General features: G+C 66.9%; 19 protein-coding genes. 7 read left to right on the top strand and 12 right to left on the bottom strand.

Features of this window, described 5'->3' with window-relative positions:
• The first annotated feature begins 190 nt into the window (after nt 1-190).
• Nucleotides 191-1,657 carry a DUF2235 domain-containing protein gene (locus AC1DCU_RS09420; protein WP_442251711.1) on the top strand — a complete coding sequence of 489 codons (1,467 nt, stop codon included), beginning with the start codon at nt 191-193 and terminating at the stop codon, nt 1,655-1,657.
• A 74-nt stretch (nt 1,658-1,731) separates the two neighbouring features.
• Here AC1DCU_RS09420 and AC1DCU_RS09415 read toward each other — a convergent pair whose 3' ends face one another.
• From AC1DCU_RS09415 to AC1DCU_RS09385, 7 genes are all read right to left on the bottom strand, one after another.
• A complete protein-coding gene (locus AC1DCU_RS09415; RefSeq protein WP_442251712.1) occupies nt 1,732-2,556 on the bottom strand; it encodes a ferritin-like domain-containing protein in 825 nt (274 codons plus the stop codon).
• A 10-nt stretch (nt 2,557-2,566) separates the two neighbouring features.
• Nucleotides 2,567-4,033 carry an amidophosphoribosyltransferase gene (gene purF / locus AC1DCU_RS09410; protein ID WP_025878104.1) on the bottom strand — a complete coding sequence of 489 codons (1,467 nt, stop codon included), beginning with the start codon at nt 4,031-4,033 and terminating at the stop codon, nt 2,567-2,569.
• Between the two features lie 30 nt (nt 4,034-4,063).
• Entirely contained in the window at nt 4,064-4,843 is a 780-nt protein-coding gene (locus tag AC1DCU_RS09405) for a CvpA family protein (RefSeq protein WP_312962167.1), read from the bottom strand.
• A gap of 46 nt (nt 4,844-4,889) precedes the next feature.
• Complete coding sequence (locus AC1DCU_RS09400; protein ID WP_025878102.1) at nt 4,890-5,927, bottom strand: SPOR domain-containing protein; 1,038 nt, start codon at nt 5,925-5,927, stop codon at nt 4,890-4,892.
• Nucleotides 5,928-6,008: 81 nt separating this feature from the next.
• Nucleotides 6,009-7,280 carry a bifunctional tetrahydrofolate synthase/dihydrofolate synthase gene (folC, locus tag AC1DCU_RS09395; RefSeq protein ID WP_442251713.1) on the bottom strand — a complete coding sequence of 424 codons (1,272 nt, stop codon included), beginning with the start codon at nt 7,278-7,280 and terminating at the stop codon, nt 6,009-6,011.
• Between the two features lie 42 nt (nt 7,281-7,322).
• A complete protein-coding gene (locus tag AC1DCU_RS09390; RefSeq protein WP_025878100.1) occupies nt 7,323-7,967 on the bottom strand; it encodes a histidine phosphatase family protein in 645 nt (214 codons plus the stop codon).
• 199 nt (nt 7,968-8,166) lie between these two features.
• Complete coding sequence (locus AC1DCU_RS09385; protein WP_478013612.1) at nt 8,167-10,329, bottom strand: S46 family peptidase; 2,163 nt, start codon at nt 10,327-10,329, stop codon at nt 8,167-8,169.
• Between the two features lie 289 nt (nt 10,330-10,618).
• Here AC1DCU_RS09385 and tdh point away from each other — a divergent pair, with 289 nt between their 5' ends.
• On the top strand, nt 10,619-11,641 hold the full coding sequence (gene tdh / locus AC1DCU_RS09380; RefSeq protein ID WP_032952044.1) for an L-threonine 3-dehydrogenase: 1,023 nt from the start codon (nt 10,619-10,621) through the stop codon (nt 11,639-11,641).
• Nucleotides 11,642-11,835: 194 nt separating this feature from the next.
• Here the strand turns inward: tdh and AC1DCU_RS09375 are convergent, their stop codons facing one another.
• Nucleotides 11,836-12,528 carry a TorF family putative porin gene (locus AC1DCU_RS09375; protein WP_025878097.1) on the bottom strand — a complete coding sequence of 231 codons (693 nt, stop codon included), beginning with the start codon at nt 12,526-12,528 and terminating at the stop codon, nt 11,836-11,838.
• Between the two features lie 211 nt (nt 12,529-12,739).
• On the opposite strand from AC1DCU_RS09375, the gene kbl reads away from it, so the two are divergent.
• The gene (kbl, locus tag AC1DCU_RS09370; RefSeq protein ID WP_032977415.1) at nt 12,740-13,945 is read left to right on the top strand and encodes a glycine C-acetyltransferase; all 1,206 of its coding nucleotides are present in this window, start codon (nt 12,740-12,742) and stop codon (nt 13,943-13,945) included.
• 123 nt (nt 13,946-14,068) lie between these two features.
• Here the strand turns inward: kbl and AC1DCU_RS09365 are convergent, their stop codons facing one another.
• The 4 genes from AC1DCU_RS09365 to AC1DCU_RS09350 form a co-directional block, all read right to left on the bottom strand.
• Nucleotides 14,069-14,407: a hypothetical protein gene (locus AC1DCU_RS09365; RefSeq protein WP_442251715.1), complete on the bottom strand. Its 339-nt coding sequence runs from the start codon at nt 14,405-14,407 to the stop codon at nt 14,069-14,071.
• Nucleotides 14,408-14,491: 84 nt separating this feature from the next.
• Nucleotides 14,492-15,301, bottom strand: coding sequence for a pseudouridine synthase (locus AC1DCU_RS09360; protein ID WP_442251716.1), 810 nt, complete (start codon nt 15,299-15,301; stop codon nt 14,492-14,494).
• A gap of 20 nt (nt 15,302-15,321) precedes the next feature.
• Nucleotides 15,322-15,828, bottom strand: a complete 507-nt coding sequence (locus AC1DCU_RS09355; protein WP_025878093.1) for a hypothetical protein — start codon at nt 15,826-15,828, stop codon at nt 15,322-15,324.
• Between the two features lie 217 nt (nt 15,829-16,045).
• A complete protein-coding gene (locus AC1DCU_RS09350; RefSeq protein WP_032977421.1) occupies nt 16,046-17,134 on the bottom strand; it encodes an OmpA family protein in 1,089 nt (362 codons plus the stop codon).
• A gap of 358 nt (nt 17,135-17,492) precedes the next feature.
• Here AC1DCU_RS09350 and AC1DCU_RS09345 point away from each other — a divergent pair, with 358 nt between their 5' ends.
• From AC1DCU_RS09345 to AC1DCU_RS09330, 4 genes are all read left to right on the top strand, one after another.
• The gene (locus AC1DCU_RS09345) at nt 17,493-18,512 is read left to right on the top strand and encodes a zinc-binding alcohol dehydrogenase family protein (RefSeq protein WP_442251717.1); all 1,020 of its coding nucleotides are present in this window, start codon (nt 17,493-17,495) and stop codon (nt 18,510-18,512) included.
• 105 nt (nt 18,513-18,617) lie between these two features.
• A complete protein-coding gene (yczE, locus tag AC1DCU_RS09340) occupies nt 18,618-19,247 on the top strand; it encodes a membrane protein YczE (RefSeq protein ID WP_032977425.1) in 630 nt (209 codons plus the stop codon).
• A gap of 105 nt (nt 19,248-19,352) precedes the next feature.
• Complete coding sequence (locus tag AC1DCU_RS09335; RefSeq protein ID WP_313113326.1) at nt 19,353-21,383, top strand: NADPH-dependent 2,4-dienoyl-CoA reductase; 2,031 nt, start codon at nt 19,353-19,355, stop codon at nt 21,381-21,383.
• 299 nt (nt 21,384-21,682) lie between these two features.
• Nucleotides 21,683-22,141 (top strand): cell wall hydrolase, encoded by a 459-nt coding sequence (locus AC1DCU_RS09330; protein WP_025878087.1) that lies wholly within the window; start codon nt 21,683-21,685, stop codon nt 22,139-22,141.
• Nucleotides 22,142-22,146 lie beyond the last annotated feature (5 nt).

Here is a 22,146-nt window from a genome sequence, read left to right as displayed (position 1 = left end):
GCAGCACGACCCGGGGTGCCGGGTCCGGCCATCAGGCCTGCGCAGGGCGTGTGAATTCAATAGACGAGAGGAATGGAAATCGCGATCTGTGATCGACCGCATCTGCGTTCAGTCAGGTCAAAAGCGTCAGTACACTTCGCCAACACACGGCTTTCGCGCTACCGTGACGTGGCCACGACAGGGGATGCACATGGCGCCAGCGCAGCACAGCGGTGACACGACGGCTGATCCGGGCCTGCTGCGGATCGGCCTGTTCTTCGATGGCACCCGCAACAACGCCCACAACCTGGCGCAGGGCCACCGGCAGGTGCCGCGACCGCGCCCCGCCCTGCTCCGTGCCGATGATGATTCGACCTACCAGAGCCGGTTGACCAGCAGCTACGACAACGGCGCCACCAACATCGCGCGCCTGCATCAGTTGTATCCGGACAGCCGGCGCACGCCCGGCAGTACACCTTCGCTGGCGATCTACGTGGAAGGCGTCGGCACCCGCGATGATGCCGAGGACGACCTGATCGGCCTGGCCTTCGGTATCGGCGCCAGTGGCGTGCAGGCGAAGGTGCAGCGTGCGTTGCAGGTGCTGCTGCCGGCGGCACTGTCGGCTCTTGCGACGCAGTGGCACGCGCCCCTGCACAGCGTGCAGCTGGATCTGTTCGGCTACTCGCGCGGCGCGGCCTCCGCGCGTGATGTGGCCAACCATCTGCGCGGATGGGACGGCGCGCGCTGGCGGCAGCTGCTGCAGCAGGCGGGGCTTTCATGCAGCGCCGATTTCGCCCTGCCGCGGCCGATATTGCGCTTCATCGGCCTGTTCGACACGGTGGTCGCCGTCAACGGCGGCCGCGCCGACGAACACCCCCGCATCGCCCTGCCCGCAGGCATCGCCGAGGCCGTGCTGCAGCTCAGTGCGCGCGACGAGCATCGCCAGCACTATGCGCTGACCACGGTGGCACCAGCCCATCGCGAAATCGCACTGCCCGGCGTGCACGCCAACATCGGTGGCGGCTACGACCAGGTGGAAGAAGGGCCCAAGCTGCTCAGCCGGCCGCGTCGGCGGCAACTGCGGCGGCCTGGCGTGGAGGACTACCAGACACCGCCCCTGGCACTGCTGCAGGCGACCACCGCGTACGCTGAAGCACAGGCCGACGCCGAACGCTGGCGGCAGCAGCTGGGGTTGATCCCGAAGGAAGTGTGGGTCGATGTCTGGCACCAGTGGCAGCAGCAGCGACGCGCGGGCAGCCGCAGCGTGCTGATGTCGCCGGTGCTGTACGTCACCGCTGCGGTGGTGCTGCACCGGCGCATCGATTGGCGCTACCAGCTGGTTGCGCTGCAGGTGATGCAGCAGCACGCCATCGATGCCGGCGTGACCTGGACTACCGACGCGGCCAAGGTGGCGGGTTGGGAACTGCCCAGCGCGCTGCAGCCGATCGCGCGCCGCCTGATTGCCGGCCAGCCGTTGACCCCGACGCAGGAAGCGTTGCTGCGCCGCCGTTACCTGATGCAGTCCGCACACTGGAATTTCGATGCGCTGGGCGATACCGCCCTGACCTACACCGCCGACGCCGGTGTCAGCGAGCTGCCGTATCGCCCCGGGCCGGGGCTGTTCTACATCAACCGGCCGACGGTGGATGGCAGACGCCAGGTGTTGCCGAACGCATGAGAACCAAAAAGGGGACAGAGGGAATCAAGTCGTTTGTGGCACAAACGACTTGATTCCCTCTGTCCCCTTTTCCTTCAACCCGCCTGTTCGACCAGGTTGGCGAGCTCATCTGCATCGAACCCCGCCAGCAGGCGTGCCTCGATATTGAACGGCCCATGCAGGTAGCCACCGGCATACTCGACCAGCAGTTCCTTGAAACGCGCTCGTGGCTCGACGCCGGCGCGCTCGCAGTACCAGCGGAACCAGCGCGATCCGGCGGCAACATGTGCAACCTCCTCGCGCAGGATCACCTCCAGCACGTCGGCGGTTTCGCCATCGCCGACGTTGCGCAGCTTGTCGATCATGCCCGGCGTCACGTCCAGCCCGCGCGCTTCCAGCACGCGCGGCACCAGCGCCATGCGCGCCAGGCCGTCGTGCGCGGTCTTCTCGCACATTTCCCACAGGCCGTTGTGCGCCGGGAAATCGGCGTACTCATGGCCATGTGCCAGCAGGCGCTCGCGCAGCAGCATGAAGTGGCGCGATTCGTCGTCGGCGCAGCTCACCCAGTCGGCATGGAACGCCGCCGGCAGACCGCGGAAGCGGTACACCGCGTCCCAGGCCAGGTCGATCGCATTGAGCTCGATATGGGCGATGGCATGGATGAACGCCGCACGCCCTTCCACCCCGCCCAGGCCGCGCCGGGGCACTTCACGCGGATGCACCATCACCAGCTGCTGCGGCCGGCCCGGCATGCGGATCGGATCGGCCGGCGGTGCATCGGCCGGTACGTTCAAGCGGCCGGCGCGGAACGCGGCAGCGTAGGCCTGGGTCAGTGCGACCTTGCGCAGCGGATCGGCCTCGGCCAGGCACTGCTGCGCGGCGCGCAGCAGATTGCCGCCGACGTCAGGCACGTCGATCACCGCATGGACCTCAGGCGCGGCGCTTGTGCTTGGCGTCGTCCGAACGCAGTTGCTGGATGCGTTCGAAGTAGCCCGGCTCGATGCCCGTCGGGTAATGGCCGTTGAAGCACGAGGAATCGAAGTTGCGCAGCGCCGGATTGCCTTCGCTCACCGCCGCTTCCATGTCTTCGATGTCCTGGTAGATCAGCCAGTCACAGCCCAGGTGCGCTTCGATTTCCTCGATGCTGCGGTTGTGCGCGACCAGCTCTTCAGCGGCCGGCATGTCGATGCCGTAGATGTTCGGGTAACGCACCGGCGGCGCGGCGCTGGCCAGGTAGACCTTGCGTGCGCCGGCGTCACGCGCCATCTGCACGATCTGCTGGCTGGTGGTGCCGCGCACGATCGAGTCGTCCACCAGCAGCACCACGCGGTTGCGGAATTCCAGGTGTATCGGGTTGAGCTTGCGGCGCACCGACTTCACCCGTTCGCCCTGGCCCGGCATGATGAACGTGCGGCCGATGTAACGGTTCTTGATGAAGCCTTCGCGGTACTTCACCCCGAGTACGTTGGAGATCTCCAGCGCGGCATCGCGCGAGGTGTCCGGGATCGGGATGATGGTGTCGATGTCGTGGTCCGGGCGCAGGCGCAGGATCTTCTCGCCCAGCTTGATGCCCATGCGCATGCGCGCCTTGTGCACCGACACGTTGTCGATCATCGAATCGGGGCGTGCGAAATACACGTACTCGAAGATGCACGGGGTGTGTTCGGCCGGCTCGGCGCAGATTTCCGAGAACAACTCGCCGCGCGCGGTGATCACCAGTGCTTCGCCCGGCTGCACGTCACGCACGCGCTGGAAGCCCAGCACGTCCAGCGCGGCCGACTCGGAGGCAACAATGTATTCGTCACCCTCGGCATGACTGCGCTTGCCCAGCACCAGCGGGCGGATGCCATGCGGATCGCGGAAAGCGACCAGGCCCAGGCCCAGCACGACGCTGACCACCGCATAGCCGCCCTTGCAGCGGCGGTGCACGCCGGCAACCGCGCGGATGGCGGCTTCCGGGCTGAGCTGGCGCTGCTGTTCCAGTTCGTAGGCGAACACGTTCAACAGCACTTCGCTGTCCGAATCGGTATTGACGTTGCGGCGGTCCTGCTCGAACACCTGCTGGCGCAGGTCCTCGGTGTTGATCAGGTTGCCGTTGTGGGCCAGCGCGATGCCGTACGGCGAATTGACGTAGAACGGCTGTGCCTCGTCCATGCCTTCCGAACCGGCGGTCGGATAGCGCACATGGGCGATGCCGACGCTGCCTTCCAGGGTGGACATGGTGCGTGCATCGAACACATCGCGGACCAGGCCGGTGGCCTTCTGCACCCGCAGGCGGCTGCCGTTGACGGTGGCGATGCCCGCCGCGTCCTGGCCGCGATGCTGGAGGACGGTCAAGCCGTCATACAACTGCCCGGCGACGTTCTGGTTGCCGACGATTCCGACGATGCCACACATGATGCGAGGTCTCCGCTGGGCTGTGCCCAGTTACAAGGAAGGTGGCCGTACCTGGCCAGAGTTGTCGCCGCGTCTGCGGTCGACATTGGCCGGGTCGTCCGGCTCGATGCTGCCCGGTAGTGCTGGGGCGTCCGGGCGCACTTCGGCCGGATCGTATGCCTCGCCCTGTTCCGCCTTCGCAGGCCGCAGCCATCCGCTGCCCGCCACTATCTGACCGAGTACGCCATTATCGCCTGTCGCCCCCGGCTTGCCCACTCCGGAGCCGGCGCTCTTGCCCAGCTCCATCAACGCAGATGGGGACAGCGCGTCCATCGGCAAGGCCTTGGGCAGCAGGTCGGTGCCCGGCACCTGCCACTGCGGCAGCTTGCTGTTCATCCAGGCCACGGCCGGGTTCAGCACCGGGCGCAGCGCTGAGCCGCGCCAGGAGGGTTCGGCGGTAAGCGGGGTGAAGCCGGCCAGCAACAGCAGCACGGCGGCGATCAGCCCGCCACGCACGGCACCGAGGACCCCGCCCAGCAGGCGGTCCAGGCTGCCCAGCATGTTGCGGTGGACGATGGCCTTGATGACCATGCCGATCACGGCGACCACGACCATCACGCCGATGCCGACGCTGAGGTAGCCGCCGATGAAATGCTCGCCGCCGGGCGCAGCCGGTGCGGCCCACCAGCGTGCGGCGTCATTGCCGAAGGCGAAGGCCGCCCAGGCGGCCACCAGCCACGATACGGTGCCGATGACGATGCCCACGAAGCCGCGCAGCAACCCAAGCAGGGTGGAGGCGGCGATCACGATCAGCAGCACCACGTCGATCATGGCGCCCCGCTCCTTCGGCGGCGCTGGCAACGGGGCTGCGTACAGGTCATGGGTGCGGTCGCACCATGCCGGCCACGCCGACCTTGGCGGCGACCTGCGCCTTCAACTGTTCAGCGTCGGCGCGGTTGGCGACCGGCCCGACACGGACACGGTGCAGGCTGCCCTTTTCGGTACGCACCTGCTCGACGAAGGCGCTGAAGCCTGCCGCGCGCACCTTGTCGCGCAGGGCGTTGGCATCGTTGGCCTGGCCGAATGCGCCGAGCTGTACGGCAAAACCCACTCCGCTGGCGGCCGGTGCGGCCGGCGTGCTCGGCGGCGTGGCCGGCTTGCTGGCGGTCGCTTCCGGCTTGGGCTCGGGCTTCGGTTCCGGCTTGGCCACCGGCTTGACCGGCTCCGGCTTGGCGGCCGGCGGCGCTGCTGCGGTCGGCGTACTCGGCGGCAGGCTTTCACTGCGCACCGGGTTGCCGGTCGCCGACGGCGTGGCCGCCGCGACGGGAGTACTGGCGCTCGGCGCGGGCGTCGGCGTGCTTGCCACCGGTGCGCTGGTCGAGGGCTTCGCATCGAGCGTGATGACTTCTGCCTTCACGTCGGCACGCACCTTCACCGCCTGCAGCCGGGCCGCTTCGGCCTGGGCACGGTCGGCATACGGCCCAACGCGAACGCGCCAGGCCGGGCGACCGTTGATCGATGCGGTCTCGATGAAGCCCGGAAGCTGCGAACGCTTGAGGTAGGCGATCACTGCATCGGCGTCGGCCTGGCTGCCGTAGGCTCCGAAGGTCACCGCGTAATTACCTGCGGCGACGGCTGGCGAGGTGTCCACGGTCGGCGGTGCCGCCGGGGCGGCGGCCTCCTCGACGGGGCGGGCCTGGCCACTCTGCAACCCGGTGGCGCCACCGGCCGGTGCTACCAGCGGCAGTTCACGGGTTTCAAACTGGCCATCGGCCGGCGCATCGGGCGCGGCGATCGGCACAGAAGCGACACCGCTGTCCGGGGCCGGGCCCTTGACGAGCATCGGCAGGAAAATGACGGCCAAGGCCACCAGGACGATGGCACCAATCAGACGCTGTTTCAGGGGCGTATCCACGTAGGGCAGGCGGCAGGCTGGACGTTGCGGTCGATTATACGGGTGCGCGACCGCACGGCGTCGGTAATGGCTGAACGGCGGTCAGGCGTGGGCCTGCAGCCATTGCAGCGCAGCGGCGGCGGTATGGAAGGAACCAAATACCAGCACCCGGTCGCCGCGCTCGGCGCGGGCCAGCACCTGCGCCATCGCCTGTTCGACCGTGCCGGCCAGCGCCGCAGTGGCTGCCGCAGTATCTGCCAGCCGTGCCTGCAGTTCCGCCGCACTCTGCCCACGCGCGCCATCGAGCCCGGCCAGGGTCCAGTCGCTCACCACCTCCTGCAGGGCCTGCACCACGCCCACGGCGTCCTTGTCCTGCAGCGCGGCGTATACCGCCAGGGTGCGCGCGGGGGATGCCTCGGCCTTCAGCGCGCGCGCCAGCTGGCCGGCTGCCTGCGGGTTGTGGCCGACATCGACGCGAACCTGCACGCCATCGCGCTCGAACGCCTGCAGGCGCCCGGCGATGCGCGCCGCTGCCACGCCTGCGGCCCATGCCGCGCGCGGCACCGGCTTGTCCAACGCGCGCAGCGCCGCGATCGCCGCACCGGCGTTGGCCAGCTGGATCGGCCCGGCCAGCGTCGGCGTCGGCAGTTCCAGGCGGGTGCCGACATCGCGCCAGCGCCAACGCTGCGCGTCGATCGGTTCGTAGAAATAGTCGCTGCCGCCGCGGATCGCATTGGCACCCACCAGGTAGGCGCGCGCCAGCACGCTCGACGGCGGATCGGTCTCGCCCAGGATCACCGGCTTCCAGCCGCGGATGATGCCGGCCTTCTCGGCACCGATGGCCTCGCGGTCCTCGCCCAGCCATTCGGCGTGATCGATGTCCACGGTGGTGATCACCGCCACGTCGGCGTCGACGATGTTGACCGCATCCAGGCGGCCACCGAGGCCCACTTCCAGCACGGCCAGATCAAGATCGGCATCGGCGAACAACTGCAGCGCGGCCAGCGTTCCGTACTCGAAGTAGGTCAGCGTCACATCACCGCGCGCTGCCTCGACCGTGTTGAACGCGGCCACCAGTGCGGCGTCATCGACATCCTGGCCATCGATGCGCACGCGCTCGTTGTAGCGCAGCAGGTGCGGCGAGGTGTACGCGCCGACCTTCCAGCCCGCAGCACGCGCGATGGCCTCGATGAAGGCGACGGTGGAACCCTTGCCGTTGGTACCACCGACCACGATGGTGTGCCTGGCCGGCGTGCCCAGGCCCATCGCGGTGGCCACGGTGCGCACGCGCTCCAGTCCCATGTCGATGCTGGCTGGATGCTGGCGTTCAATGTAGTCCAGCCATTCGGCCAGAGTGGTCGGGGTGTTCTTCACGGCAAGGCTTCCAACAGGTGCAGGTGGTTCAGGGCAGAAGATTCAGAGTGCGCGGTGCTTGGCTTCACCGAAGAACGGCGTGTGGTGGGCGCAGTCGTTCAGGCGCACCACTTCCAGGCTGTCCAGGTCGGCGCCTTCAAGCAGGTTGAGCGTGGTCGGTGCCTGGCGGAAGGTCCACAGCCGCGACAACGGCAGGCCCAGCACCTTGCACAGGATCACCCGGTTGACTGCATCGTGGGCGACCACCAGCAGGGTGTCGTGTTCGCCAAGGCCTTCGGCGGCGCGGGCCAGGCCGCGCCAGCTGCGCTCCAGCACCAGGCGCAGCGATTCGCCGCCGGGCATCAGCACGGTGTCCGGTTCATTGCGCCACGCCTGCAGGCGCGACGGGTCTTTTTCGTTGATTTCGCTGGCCAGCAGGCCTTCCCACTCACCGTGGGCGATTTCCTGCAGCTCCGGCTCGGTCAGCAGCATGTCGGCGCGTGCAGCACCCAGGGCCAGTTGCGCGGTGCGTTGGGCGCGTGACAGCGGCGAGGCCACCGCGCGGGTGATGTCCACCGAAGCCAGGCGGGCGCCAAGCGCCTGGGCCTGGGCCTCACCGATGGGCGAAAGCGGGATGTCGATCTGGCCCTGGTAGCGGCCTTCGGCGTTCCACGGCGTTTCGCCGTGACGGGCAAGCAGGATGCGCATGCGAACAAGGGGTCCTTGGGGGAGGAGTTCCGGCGCATTGTTCACATCCTGTGAAGTGCGCGGAACAGGGATGATACCTGTTCGGCGGACCCGGCCGGTCGGGGCATGAAAAAACCCCGCGACAGACGTCGCGGGGTTTCAGAAACTCCGGCTATCTGGTCGAGGTTGCCGGCCAGCGGCCGGCACTACCGCAACCGGTTTATTTCGCCAGGTTCAGTTCCTTCAGCAGCTGCGGCGCCGGCGCCACTTCCTGCATGATCCACTGCATGTAGCGGCTGTCGACGGCGATCATGCGGGTCATCACCGGGTCGAACACCCAGTTGGAACTGACCGATTCCCAGTTGCCGTCGAAGGCCAGGCCGACCAGCTTGCCGTTGGCATCGAGCACCGGCGAACCGGAGTTGCCGCCGGTGATGTCCAGGTTGGACAGGAAGTTCACCGGTACCGAACCGATCCGCTTGTCTTCCAGACCGCCGTAACGCTTGGCCTTGACCGCATCGAGCAGGGCCTTCGGCGAGTCGAACGGATCCTCACCGGTTTCCTTCGCCGCCACACCTTCCAGGGTGGTGAACGGGGTGTACTTCACGCCGTCCTTGCCATAGCCCATCACGTTGCCGAAGGTGATGCGCAGCGACAGGTTGGCATCGGGATAGACGAACTCGCCCTGGCTCTTCTTGTAGTCGGCCACGGCCTGCAGGTACAGCGGACGAGCGGTCAGCGATTCGCCCTCGCGGATCTTCTTCTGCTCTTCCTGCTTCAGCAGCGCCGGCATGACGGCCACCGCGTACTGGATGGCCGGATCATTGCTGGCTTCAAACGCAGCGCGATCGGCCTTGAACCACTTCAGGCGGTTGTCCAGGCTGCCCAGTCCGGTGCCGCCCAGCTTGGTCACCAGCGACTTCACCGCAGTGGCATCGCTGCCGGCCAACCACGTGTTCAGCACCTCGTTGTCGCGCTGGGCGGCCGGCAGGGCCACGTACTGGTCCAGCCAGTAGGTCTGCAGCTGCTGGTCCATCTTCGCCACGTAGCGGCGATCCATCTGCTTCAGGCTGCCCTCGATGGTGGTCAGGTCGCGGTCCTGGTAACCCGCTTCGCGCTCGGCATCGGGCTTGCTGCGCTCGATCGACAGGCGGTACAGGGTGATGGCCGCGCCCATCGCAGAGGTGTTGTTGAACTGGCCGACGAACAGGTCGCGCTCGCGCGTCGACTTGCTGGTATCCAGGTGCTGCAGCAGCTGCGCGTGTGCGGCCAGTGCCGGCTTGCCGGCAGCGCCCTGCTTCTTCAGCCAGGCCAGCACCGCCGCTTCTTCGGCCTGCTTCTGGCCGGCGGCATCGATGCGCTTGAAGCCTTCCAGCTGGCCCAGGTAGTTCTTGGCCACGTTGTTCATGCTGGCCGCGGTGGCGGCGTACTTCACCTTRACGTCGGCGTCGGCCTTGCCGGCGTCGGCGATCATCTTCAGCACCGCGTTGTAGTGGCGGGCGATGGTCGGGTAGGTGAAGCTGGCGGTCTCGTTGAACTCGCCGGCCAGCGCGTAGCGGTTGGTGCGGCCCGGGTAGCCGGCCACCATCACGAAGTCGTCGGCGCCCAGCGGCGTATCGGCGAACTTCAGGAAGTGCTTGGGCTGGTAGGGCACGTTGTCGGCCGAGAACGCGGCCGGCTTGCCATCCTTGCCGACGTAGGCACGGTAGAACGAGAAATCACCGGTGTGGCGCGGCCACATCCAGTTGTCGACGTCACCGCCGAACTTGCCGACGCTGCCCGGAGGTGCATAGACCAGGCGCACGTCCTTGATTTCCAGGTTGCGGAACAGGCGGTAGGTGTTGCCGCCGGAGAACGAGTACAGGCGGCAGCGGAAGCCGGCATCGGCTTCACACGCGGCGACCTGGGCCTTGTCGAAAGCGTCCAGCGCRCGGCTGCGGGCCAGCGGGTCCTTGCCGGCGCCGGCGATGGCCGCCTTGGCCTGGGCGGTGACGTCGGTGATCTGGTCGAGCACGAACACGCGGGCGTTCGGGCCGGCACTCAGTTCATCGCTGAGCTTGGGCGCGTTGAAGCCGTCCTTGATCAGGTTCTTCTGTGCGGTCGAGTTCAGCTGGATCGCACCATAGGCACAGTGGTGGTTGGTGACCACCAGGCCCTGCGGGGAGACGAAGCTGGCGGTGCAGCCGCCCAGCGCGACCACCGCGCCCATCGGATCGCCGGTCAGGTTGGCCAGCTGTTCCGGGGACAGCTTGAGGCCGGCCTTCTGCAGCGGGCCGGCGATTTCCGGCAGTTGCTGCGGCACCCACATGCCTTCAGCGGCATGGGCGACCTGGACCAGCCCAAGGCTGGCGACGACGGAGAATGCAAGCAGGTTCGAGCGCATGGAGCGGCCCCTGGTAGTGGAACCCTCGATTGTAGCCCGCCGCCCTGCCCCGGCCCGAACCCCGGAAGTCATGGGCCCCGGCCCGCCGGGCATGGCCCGGCGCTACCCGCACGATTTGCCGGTAGCGTCGGGCCATGCCCGGCGAACGCAGTGGCGCTGTTCGAAACGCCCGCCTGCGCACAGCTTTCGTTCCACCGCTGCGCCCGCAGCGCAGCATGGGAATTCTGCGTGGCGCCCTATAATCCGCGCTTTCCCCCTGATGAGTTCCACCCCGATGGCGCAGCAAACGATGAAGGCCCTGGTCAAGCGCGAAGCGGCCAAGGGCATCTGGATGGAAGAGGTTCCGGTGCCAACCCCGGGCCCCAACCAGGTCCTGATCAAGCTGGAAAAGACCGCGATCTGCGGCACCGACCTGCATATCTACCTGTGGGACGAATGGAGCCAGCGCACGATCAAGCCGGGCCTGACCATCGGCCATGAGTTCGTCGGCCGCATCGCAGAGATCGGCCCGGGCGTGACCGGCTACGAGATCGGCCAGCGCGTGTCGGCCGAAGGCCACATCGTCTGCGGCCACTGCCGCAACTGCCGCGGCGGTCGTCCGCACCTGTGCCCGAACACCGTCGGCATCGGCGTCAACGTCAACGGTGCGTTCGCCGAATACATGGTGATGCCGGCCAGCAACCTGTGGCCGATCCCCGACCAGATCCCCTCCGAGCTGGCCGCCTTCTTCGACCCGTACGGCAATGCCGCGCACTGCGCGCTGGAATTCAACGTCATCGGCGAAGACGTGCTGATCACCGGCGCCGGCCCGATCGGCATCATCGCGGCGGGCATCTGCAAGCACATCGGTGCACGCAACGTGGTGGTGACCGACGTCAACGACTTCCGCCTGAAGCTGGCCGCCGACATGGGCGCCACCCGCGTGGTCAACGTCGCCAACACGTCGCTGAAGGACGTGATGAAGGAACTGCACATGGAGGGCTTCGACGTGGGCCTGGAAATGAGCGGCAACCCGCGCGCGTTCAACGACATGCTCGACTGCATGTACCACGGCGGCAAGATCGCCATGCTCGGCATCATGCCCAAGGGTGCCGGCTGCGACTGGGACAAGATCATCTTCAAGGGCCTGACCGTGCAGGGCATCTACGGCCGCAAGATGTACGAGACCTGGTACAAGATGACCCAGTTGGTGCTGTCCGGCTTCCCGCTCGGCAAGGTCATGACCCACCAGCTGCCGATCGACGACTTCCAGAAGGGCTTCGACCTGATGGAAGAAGGCAAGGCCGGCAAGGTGGTCCTCAGCTGGAATTGACCCTTCGGGTCAATTCCCCCGCAGGTTTCCTTATCCCTGCGCCGTCGGCGCGCCCCCTTGAACAACAAGGGGGCTCTCCTCCAGATGGGATCAAGAACGCTGCGGAATCGAAAAAGGCGCCCATTGGGCGCCTTTTTCGTGAAGCGTGCCAGGCAAGCCAGGCAAGCCAGGCACCTACCGTAACGCCTGCGGCGTTACTTGCCTACGGCCACGCTCAGCATCACCCGGCTGTGGGCCAGCTTGCCGGAGTTGTCGCGGCCGTTGCCATCGGTGCCGTAGTAACCCAGGCCGACATTGAACAGGCCGAACTGGCGGGCGACGCCGACGTTCCAGTCGGTGTAGTCCTTGGCGATACCGTCCTCGAAGGTGCTGCGGCCGACGTTGGCGTTGAGCGTGAAGTCCTTCGGCAGGCCCCAGCTGCCACCCAGGCCGAAGTACCAGCCGTCGGTGCTGCTGTTCCACACATCGTTGCTGTAGGCCACCGTCAGCTTGTAGGTGTCGTCCAGCGTGGTGGTGGTGATCAGCTCGTTGTAGTTCTGGTGGCTGGCCTTGAGGTAGGTGTAACGGTTCAACAGCACGTCGAAGTTGACGCGCTCGGTCACGTCCACGCCGTAGCCGATAAGGTAGTCGACCTCGGTATTCGGATCGCCCGGACCGAAGTCCACGCCCGAACCCCAGACACCGGCATACAGGCCAACCGGGCTGGTGTAGGTGAAGCCGGCCTGCAGGGTCGGATCCTCATCGGTCTGCGACACACCACGGAACAGGTAGTCCGAGACGGCGGTGACGTTCCAGCTGTACGGAGATTCGTTGTCCTGGGCGCTGGCGGCGAACGGCGCGAGCGTCAGGGCGGCGGCAATGGCGAGGCAGGCACGGGCGTGCTTCATGAGCGTCTCCGGTGGGGTCGGTGGCGTGGAAGGCGGGGATCTGCAGCGGGCGCAGCAACCGGAGCCAGACAGCCCCGGTTCACGAATTTTTAACCCGTTTGCTATTGCGATGCAACATGTGCCGGCCATGGCGGTGCCCCATCCGGCCCGGTCCGCAGCCGTCGATGCCCGGTAGAATCAGTGGTTTCCCGTGCTGAGCCGTGCCCACGCCATGACCGACTCCTCCGCCCTGACCCGCCACTATGCTGAGGAACTGGACGCCATCCGCGCCCAGGGCCTGTTCAAGTCCGAGCGGATCATCACCAGCCCGCAGTCCGCCGAGATCACCCTGGAAGACGGCCGCAAGGTGCTGAACTTCTGTGCCAACAACTACCTCGGCCTGGCCGACCATCCTGACCTGATCCAGGCCGCGAAGGACGCGCTGGACAGCCACGGTTTCGGCATGGCATCGGTGCGCTTCATCTGCGGCACCCAGGACCTGCACAAGCAGCTGGAGAAGCAGATCGCCGACTTCTTCGGCAAGCAGGACACCATCCTGTACGCGGCCTGCTTCGACGCCAACGGCGGCCTGTTCGAACCGCTGCTGGGCGAGAACGACGCGATCATTTCCGATGCACTGAACCATGCCTCGATCATCGACGGCGTGCGCCTGTGCAAGGCCAAGCGCTTCCGCTACGCCAACTGCGACATGGCCGATCTGGAAGCGCAGCTCCAGGCCGCCGATGCGGCCGGCTGCAAGACCAAGCTGATCACCACCGACGGCGTGTTCTCGATGGACGGCTTCATCGCGCCGCTGGACGAAATCACCGCGCTGGCGAAGAAGTACAACGCGCTGGTCCACATCGACGAATGCCATGCCACCGGCTTCCTCGGCGCGTCGGGCCGCGGCTCGGCCGAGGTCAAGGGCGTGCTGGAGAAGATCGACATCATCACCGGCACCCTGGGCAAGGCCATGGGCGGCGCGCTGGGTGGCTTCACCTGCGCCAGCGCCGAAGTGATCGAGCTGCTGCGCCAGCGCTCGCGCCCGTACCTGTTCTCCAACTCGCTGCCGCCGCACGTGGTCGCCGCCGGCATCAAGGCGTTCGAGATGCTGGCCGCGGCCGATGACCTGCGCAGCACCCTGGCCGCCAACACCACCTACTTCCGCGAGAAGATGACCGCTGCCGGCTTTGACGTGAAGCCCGGCGTGCATCCGATCAGCCCGGTGATGCTGTACGACGCACCGCTGGCGCAGAAATTCGCCGAGCGGCTGCTGGAAGAAGGCATCTATGCGATCGGCTTCTTCTTCCCGGTGGTGCCCAAGGGCCAGGCCCGCATCCGCACCCAGATCAGCGCCGCGCACAGCCGCGAGCACCTGGACCGCGCGATCGATGCATTCACCCGCATCGGTGTCGAGCTGGGCGTGATCAAGGGCTGATCATCCACGGATAACGCCGGGCCATGCCCGGCGGGTTCCCGATAGCCGCGCCATGCGCTCGCCGGGCACGGGCCCGGCGCTACCCATCAGGGCGTGCCGACCAAGGTCGGCACCTGCCAGGCCTTATTTCTTCTTTTTCTTCTTGTCCCTGGGCTCGTCCTTGCTGGCGACCACCACCGGCTTGGCGACAGCATCCTGCCCGTTGCCCTTGGCAACGCGGATGCCATTGGCTTTCATCCAGGCATCGAACTGGTCGGCGGTCATCTTCTGGTCGCCGTTGCTCATCATGAAGCGATAGCTGCCGCGGCCATCCAGCTCCGGGGTCTTCACTTCAACCACCGGGGTTTCGGCGGGGCGATCGGCCTTGGCCGCCTTCTTGTGGCCGCCGCAGGCCGTCAACAGCACGATCGGCAACAACAGGCTGGCGCAGCGCAGGGTTTGCTTGAGGGTCGGGTGATACATGGCAGGCTCCGTTCTGGACATTCGACAACCAGGCGCCCCCTACGCCTGGAACGGTGGCCGGCGAGCGCCGGCCGTGGGCATCACTCAGCCCGGTGCAGCGGCCCCCAGCCGCTGCTGGTCGCTGACCTCCAGCGCCCGCCACTGGCCCTTGCCGAGATCGCCGAGCGTGAGCTCTCCGATCGCAACGCGGACCAGGCGCAGCACCTGCAGGTCGAAGGCCGCCAGCAGGCGACGGATATGGCGGTTGCGGCCTTCGTCGAGGACCACCTCCAGCCAGGCGGTCTTGTCGCCGCTGCGCAGCACGCGCACGGCCAGGGCAAGCAGGAACTCGCCCTCGTCTTCGACACCGGCGCGCAGCGCGGCCAGGGTGTCCTCGTCGGGCAGGCGATCCACCTGCACGTGGTAGGTCTTGTGCGGGCCGGTCTCCGGATCAGTCAGGCGCGCAGCCCACTGCGGATCATTGCTGAACAGCAACAGGCCTTCACTGGCCTTGTCCAGGCGACCGACCGGCGCGATCCACGGCAGGCCGGCACCATCGAAGCAGCGGTATACCGTGTCGCGGCCACGCTCATCCTGCACGGTGGTGACCACTCCGCGCGGCTTGTTGAGCATCACGTACAGGCGTTGCGGTGCGCCCATCGGCTGGCCGTCGACCTCGATCGGCGGCGCCGGGCTGGCAATCGGGAATTCCGGATCACGGACGATGCGCCCGGCGACACGAACGCGGCCATCGGCGATCCAGCGCGCGGCCTCGCTGCGCGAGCACACACCCGCCTTGGACAGCACGCGCGCCAGGCCATGGCGCACGCCAGCGGAAACCGCAGGGGGATTCGCACGCCCACGCGCAGCGTGGGAGCGGGCAGCGGGGGCGGCAGGTGGGCGGCGCGTGCGCAAGCCTCTGCTCCCCGCCGCGCTTACTTCTTGTCGACCGGCTTGGTCTCAGCCGGCACTTCGGCTGCGGCCGGGGTGGCTGCCGGAACCGGACGCGCCTTGACCACGCGTACGCCGCGCGCCTTCATCCAGGCGTCGAACTCTTCGGCGGTCATGCGCTTGCCGTTCTGGCTCATGTCGAAGCGCCACGGCGTGTTGTCGAACTCGGTCTGCGGCTTGTACGCGGCCGGATCATTCGGCTTCACCGCCGGCGCGCTCGGAATCGCCTTGGCGATGTTCTGGCAGCCATCGATGCGCAAGCGCTGCAGCACCTGGTCCAGCGACTGCGACGGATCGTAGCTGCTGCCCAGCACGCCGCTGGACATGCCCAGCTGGCTGCTGCGGATGTACAGCTCGTCGGCCACCGGGGCGACGGCCGTGGCCGGCAACGGCAGCGGCGAAGCGCTGGTGTTGACCGAGCAATCGACCGCAGCGTGAGCAGCAGGAACCAGGGCCAGCGCCAGAACGGCAGCCGATGCAGAGCGCAGCATGAGGGCATCCACGAAAGGAAGTGACGCGGCGAGTTTAGCAATGCCGCGTCATCTTTCAAGCGCCACTTTCAATGAATACGGCAACTCATTGGTTTAATAAGCAAATTACCGACGAACGGTCACCATTCCAGCGCTGATTCATCATTGCGGACCGCACAAACAACAAGACCCGGCCGAAGCCGGGTCCTGCTGTGTCTTACTGGCAGAGCGTCAGAACTTAGTTCTGGACGTTCAGCTCGGTACGACGGTTCTTGGCGCGACCTTCCGGATTGTCCGAACCATCCGGGTTGGTGTTCGGCGCAATCGGACGGCTCTCGCCGTAGCCGATCGGACCGGCCAGACGGCCAGCGTCGACGCCGTTCTTGGTCAGGTAGTTGTACACAGCGGTAGCACGACGCTCCGACAGCTTCTGGTTGTAAGCGTCGGTACCCTTCGAGTCGGTGTGACCGGCAACTTCAACGCGCAGATCCGGGTAACGCTTCAGGATCTCGGTGGCTTCGCTCAGGATGGCCACAGCGTCCGGACGCAGGTTCGACTTGTCGAAGTCGAAGTTCACGCCCTTCAGGTCGATCGAGACCGGCACCGGGCAACCGTCCGGACCGATGGTCTGACCCGGCTGCGAGTTCGGGCACTTGTCGTCGCAGTTGTTGACGCCGTCACCGTCGTCATCCAGGTCGGCGCAGCTCGGGGCAACCGGAGCCGGAGCCGGAGCAGCAGCCACCGGGGCCGGGCCCAGCGGGATCACGACGCCGACCGAAGCCAGCACGTCGCCGAACCAGCTTTCGTCGCGCGCGGCGATGCTCTGGTCGTCGAAGTCAGCGCGGTAGGCCACTTCGGCGCGGACAGCAACGCGCTTGTCGAAGGTGGTCTGCAGGCCGACGCCGAGCTTGGCAGCCAGGTTGCCGTCCTTGCGGTCAGCCAGGCCACCGGCGATCGGGTTGTACTCTTCTTCCGACTTCTGGTAGCCCAGGCCGCCCACGATGTAGGGGTTCCAGCCGCGGCCTTCCTTGATGAAGTGGCGACGCAGATCGAACGACACGCCGTACTGCGACCAGTTCTTGTCCTGGTTGGCGTCGAAGTTCGGGTTCTGGTAGTTCAGCTCACCATCCAGCGACCAGTTCGGGCTGATGAACTTGCCCAGACCCAGGGTCACGAACGGAGCGTCGTTGGTCAGGCGGTCGTTGTCCTGGAAGTTGAAGCCGGCCGAACCGGTCAGGTACCAGCGGTCATCGAACTCCTGCGCCGACGCAGCCTGGGCGAAAGCCAGACCGCCCAGCAGCGCGGCAGTAAGGATCTTCTTGTTCATTGAGTACAGCTCCTATTTCGGGGGTATGAAACCGGTAGAGGCATGGGCCAGCACTACTGCGTCGATGTTCAGACAGCCGATTCAGCACGCCACCGCCGCGAACATTATGCTCGGGCGGGTGAAGGTCATGTTAACAGTCCCGTAACATGTGAAGCGTCGTGCGCGACCGGCTACCGGCCCGACGTTGAAACCCTATACAGGATGATGAAAATCCGCAAGACCCACACACCACAAGGGTTTGGAAGGGTTTAAGAGCCAGATGCGACAGTTTTGACGCTGATTGTCACAAAGCGATTCAGCGCGCGCCCATCGAGGTGAGGAACCTTATGATGCAGACAGGAACCGAGCTGGAGCTGCAATGAAAGCCGTCGCCCTGTGCCGTGACTCCGCCCCTGCCCTGCGCGATCTGGTGCTGCCACCGCCGCAGCCGCCACGTGGCCGTGACCTGCTGATCCGCGTCGAAGCACTTTCCGTCAATCCCGTCGACGGGAAGCTGCGTGCAGCCACGTCGGCCGCGTCGCTGGATACCCCGCGCATTCTCGGCTGGGACGCGGCAGGGGTGGTCGAAGCGATGGGCGAGGAGGCCAGCCTGTTCGCCTCCGGTGACGAGGTCTACTACGCAGGAGATGTCACCCGCCCTGGCTGCAATGCACAGTATCAGCTGGTGGATGAGCGGCTGGTGGCACGCAAACCGACCACCCTCGATTTCGCCGAAACGGCCGCACTGCCGCTGACCACCCTTACTGCCTGGGAACTGCTGTTCCAGCGCATGCCCCTGCAGCTTGATGATCGCCGCCACGCCGGCCAGCGCCTGCTGGTGATCGGTGGTGCCGGCGGCGTCGGCTCGATGGCGATCCAGCTGGCCCACCACGCGGGGTTTGAGGTCATTGCCACCGCCTCGCGTGAAGCCTCGATCGACTGGTGCCGGCGGATGGGCGCCCAGCATGTCATCGACCATCGCCAGCCCCTTTTGCCGCAGCTGCAGGCGCTTGGCTTCGACGAAGTGCAGGTGGCACTCAACCTGGCCGACACCGATCACTACTGGGACGAACTGGGCCAGCTGCTGGCACCACAGGGACATGTAGGCCTGATCGTGGAACCCCGCGGCCCGCTGCGCATCGGCGATCCCTACAAGGCCAAGTGCATCGGCATCCATTGGGAATTCATGTTCGCCCGCGCGCGCTTTGCCACCGCCGACCGCATTGAGCAGCACCGCATCCTCAACCGCGCCGCCAGCATGATCGACGCGGGCCAGTTGCGCGGCACGCTGAGCGAAGTGCTGGGCCCGATCAATGCGGCCAACCTGGATGCCGCGCATCAGCGTCTGGCCGGCGGCCGCACCATCGGCAAGCTGGCGCTGGCCGGCTGGGACGACTGATTCACCGCCCACAGCCTGTCGCAGTGGATTGGCCGGCATCTGTATCTATTGAACGCTCCGTTTCGGGGATAGGGTGGAAACAGATTTCCCTCCCCCGAGCCCGTCATGCCCTCCGCCCTGCCCCTGCGCCTGCTGCAACTGATCATCGGCCTGTTCCTCTACGGCTTCGGCGCCTCGCTGATGATCCGCGCCGCGATCGGTGTCGCGCCGTGGGACGTGCTGTCGCAGGGCATTGCTGCACAGACCCCGTTGTCGTTCGGCTTGGCCACCAACGTGATCGGCGCGCTGGTGCTGCTGCTGTGGTGGCCGCTGCGGCAGAAGCCAGGTGTCGGTACCGTGCTCAACGTGATGCTGATCGGCCCTTCGGCCCAGTTCGGACTGTGGCTGCTGCCCCCGGCCGTCGGCCTCGGCTGGCAGGTGGCGATGTTCTGCGCCGGCATGCTGCTGGTGGCGCTGGCCACCGGCCTGTACATCGGCGCCAAGCTCGGCCCTGGCCCGCGCGATGGCCTGATGACCGGACTGCACGCGCGCACCGGCTGGCCGATCTGGAAGGTGCGCAGCCTGATCGAAGGCAGCGTGCTGCTGCTGGGGTGGTGGCTGGGCGGCAATGTCGGCGTCGGCACGCTCGCCTTCGCGTTGCTGATCGGACCGTTGTGCGGGGTCACGCTTGGCTGGTTCGGGATCGGCCGCACACCGGTAGTGCCGGCCGCTGGCCGGCAACCGCAATCGCCCTGAGCTGACCGGTAGGCCGGGCATGGCCCGGCGCTACCGCGCGAGCAGCCCTTGCCCCGGGAGCCGTTTCGCGGCACCCTTCGCGCTTCCGTACGCAAGCGTATCGACATGTCGCCAGCCAACGAAAGCGCCTACCCCCACCTGTTCGCCCCGCTGGACCTGGGCTTCACCCAGCTGCGCAACCGGGTGCTGATGGGCTCGATGCATACCGGCCTGGAGGACCGCGCACGCGACTTCCCGCGCCTGGCCGCCTACTTCGCAGAGCGCGCCGAGGGTGGCGTCGGCCTGATCGTCACCGGTGGTTTCGCGCCGAACGTGGTCGGCTGGCTCAAGCCTTTCGGCGGCAAGCTGTCCTGGCCTTGGGAAGTGCGCCCGCATCGGCAGTTGACCGCCGCCGCGCACCAGCACGGCGCAAAGATCTGCCTGCAGCTGCTGCATGCCGGGCGCTACGCCTATCACCCGCTGTCGGTAGCGCCGTCGAAGCTGAAGGCGCCGATCAATCCGTTCACCCCGCGCGCCTTGTCGGCCAGCGGCGTCGAGCGGCACATCGCCGACTATGCACGCAGCGCGAAGCTGGCCCGCGAAGCCGGCTACGACGGCGTGGAAGTGATGGGCTCGGAGGGTTACCTCATCAACGAGTTCATCGCCCCGCGCACCAACAAGCGCAACGATCGCTGGGGCGGTGATGCCGCACAGCGCATGCGCTTCGCGGTGGAGATCGTGCGCCGCATCCGCGAAGCCTGCGGCCCGGATTTCATCATCATCTACCGCCTGTCGCTGGTCGACCTGGTCGAAGACGGCAGCAACTGGGAAGAGATCGTGCAGCAGGCCCAGGCCATCGAGGCCGCCGGTGCGACGATCCTCAATTCCGGCATCGGCTGGCATGAAGCGCGCATTCCGACCATTGCCACGTCGGTACCGCGTGGCGCATTCGCCGCGGTCACCGCCAAGCTCAAGCCGCATGTGTCATTGCCGCTGGTGGCGACCAACCGCATCAACATGCCCGAGGTCGCCGAACGCATCCTCGCCGATGGCGGTGCCGACATGGTGTCGCTGGCCCGTCCGCTGCTGGCCGACCCGCAGTGGCCGAACAAGGCCCGCGCCGGCCGCGCCGAAGCCATCAACACCTGCATCGCCTGCAACCAGGCCTGCCTGGACCACGTGTTCGAAAACAAGCTGGCCAGTTGCCTGGTCAACCCGCGTGCCGCCCACGAGACCGAGCTGGTCTACACCCCGACCACCGCACCGAAGCGGGTGGCCGTGGTCGGCGCCGGCCCGGCCGGCCTGGCCTGCGCTACGGTCGCTGCCGAACGCGGCCACCAGGTCACCCTGTTCGACGCCAGCGAGGAGATCGGTGGCCAGTTCAACGTGGCCAAGCGCATTCCCGGCAAGGAAGAGTTCCACGAGACCCTGCGCTACTTCCGCCACAAGCTGGGCGAGACCGGCGTGCAGCTGCGCCTGGGCACCCGTGCCGACGCGGCCAGCCTGGCCGGCTTCGACGAGGTCGTACTGGCCACCGGCATCCTGCCGCGCAAGGTCGACTTCCCCGGTGCCGACCACGCCAAGGTGGTCAACTACCTGGACGTGCTGCTGGGCCGGGTCGAGGTGGGTGCCAGCGCCGCCATCATCGGCGCAGGTGGCATCGGCTTCGATGTCGGCGAGTTCCTTGCCCATGACGGCCCCTCGCCATCGCTGGACCCGCAACGCTGGATGGCCGAATGGGGCGTGGATGCCACCTTCGAGGCCCGCGGTGCACTGGCCCGCCCGGCCGTGGAGGCGTCGCCGCGCAGGCTGTGGCTGCTGCAGCGCAGTGCCGGCAAGCCCGGGGCACGCCTGGGCAAGACCACCGGCTGGATCCACCGCGCCACGCTGAAGGCCAAGGGCGTGCGCATGCTGGGTGGTGTCGAGTACCTCGGCGTGGACGATGCGGGCCTGCGCATCCGCGTGGACGGCAGCGAACAGCTGCTGCCGGTCGACCACGTGGTGATCTGTGCCGGCCAGGAACCGCAGCGCGTGCTGCAGGCCGAACTGCAGGCAGCAGGCATCGCCTCTCACCTGATCGGTGGTGCAGACGTGGCCGCCGAACTCGATGCAAAACGTGCGATCGATCAGGGCAGCCGGCTCGCCGCCGCGCTCTGATGAGCACCTGAATGGGGACCGGAATGTGATTTCCGTCACCGGCCCCCAAGCTGAATGTCAAGCCAGACGATTCAGGATGCGTTCGGCAATGCCCCCCTACCTTGCGCCGACTTTCTGCTCACCAGCCAGTTTCCGGTGAGCCGGTGCGGACCCCGCCGATCGATCCACGATCGTGTTCTTGGGGCCGCCCACGGGGCAGCCCCGATGGCCGCCTCCCCATGACGCCAAGTCGTACCCCGCCTCCAGCAGCCTGCGCTGCCGGAACCGCCAGGTGCGTCCCACACGGAGCAAGGAGTTATATGAAACTGGCCTGGATTCTCTGGCTGTCGCAGTTGCTGCCGCAGCCGGCCGCTGATTCATTGTGTTTGAGCACCACCGTTTACCTGGAAGCCCGCGACCAGACCCTGCGTGGCCAGCAGGCCGTGGCCGAGGTCGCCCTGCGTCGCCTCGACAGTGGCCTGTGGGGCGACTCGATGTGCCAGGTGGTGACCGCGCGCAAGCAGTTCGCCCCCACCATCGTCTCCCCCGGCACCCAGCTGGGCAACGATGCGGCGTGGAGTGAAGCGATGGACGTGGCCTTCGACGCCGAGCGCAACTGGGCGCTGCCGGCCGGCGAGCGCCGCGAGATCGTGCCTGGCGCCAGCCACTTCGCTGCGCTGGCCATCGCCAGCCCGAACTGGCGCAACGCCTACCAGGTGGCCACCATCGGCGATCACACCTTCTACAAAGTGCAGAACCTCAAGCCCCGGCAGTCGTAACGATC

The sequence above is a fragment of the Stenotrophomonas sp. 10L48 genome (genome assembly GCF_056395105.1).
This window is presented reverse-complemented; position numbering and strand designations above follow the sequence as displayed.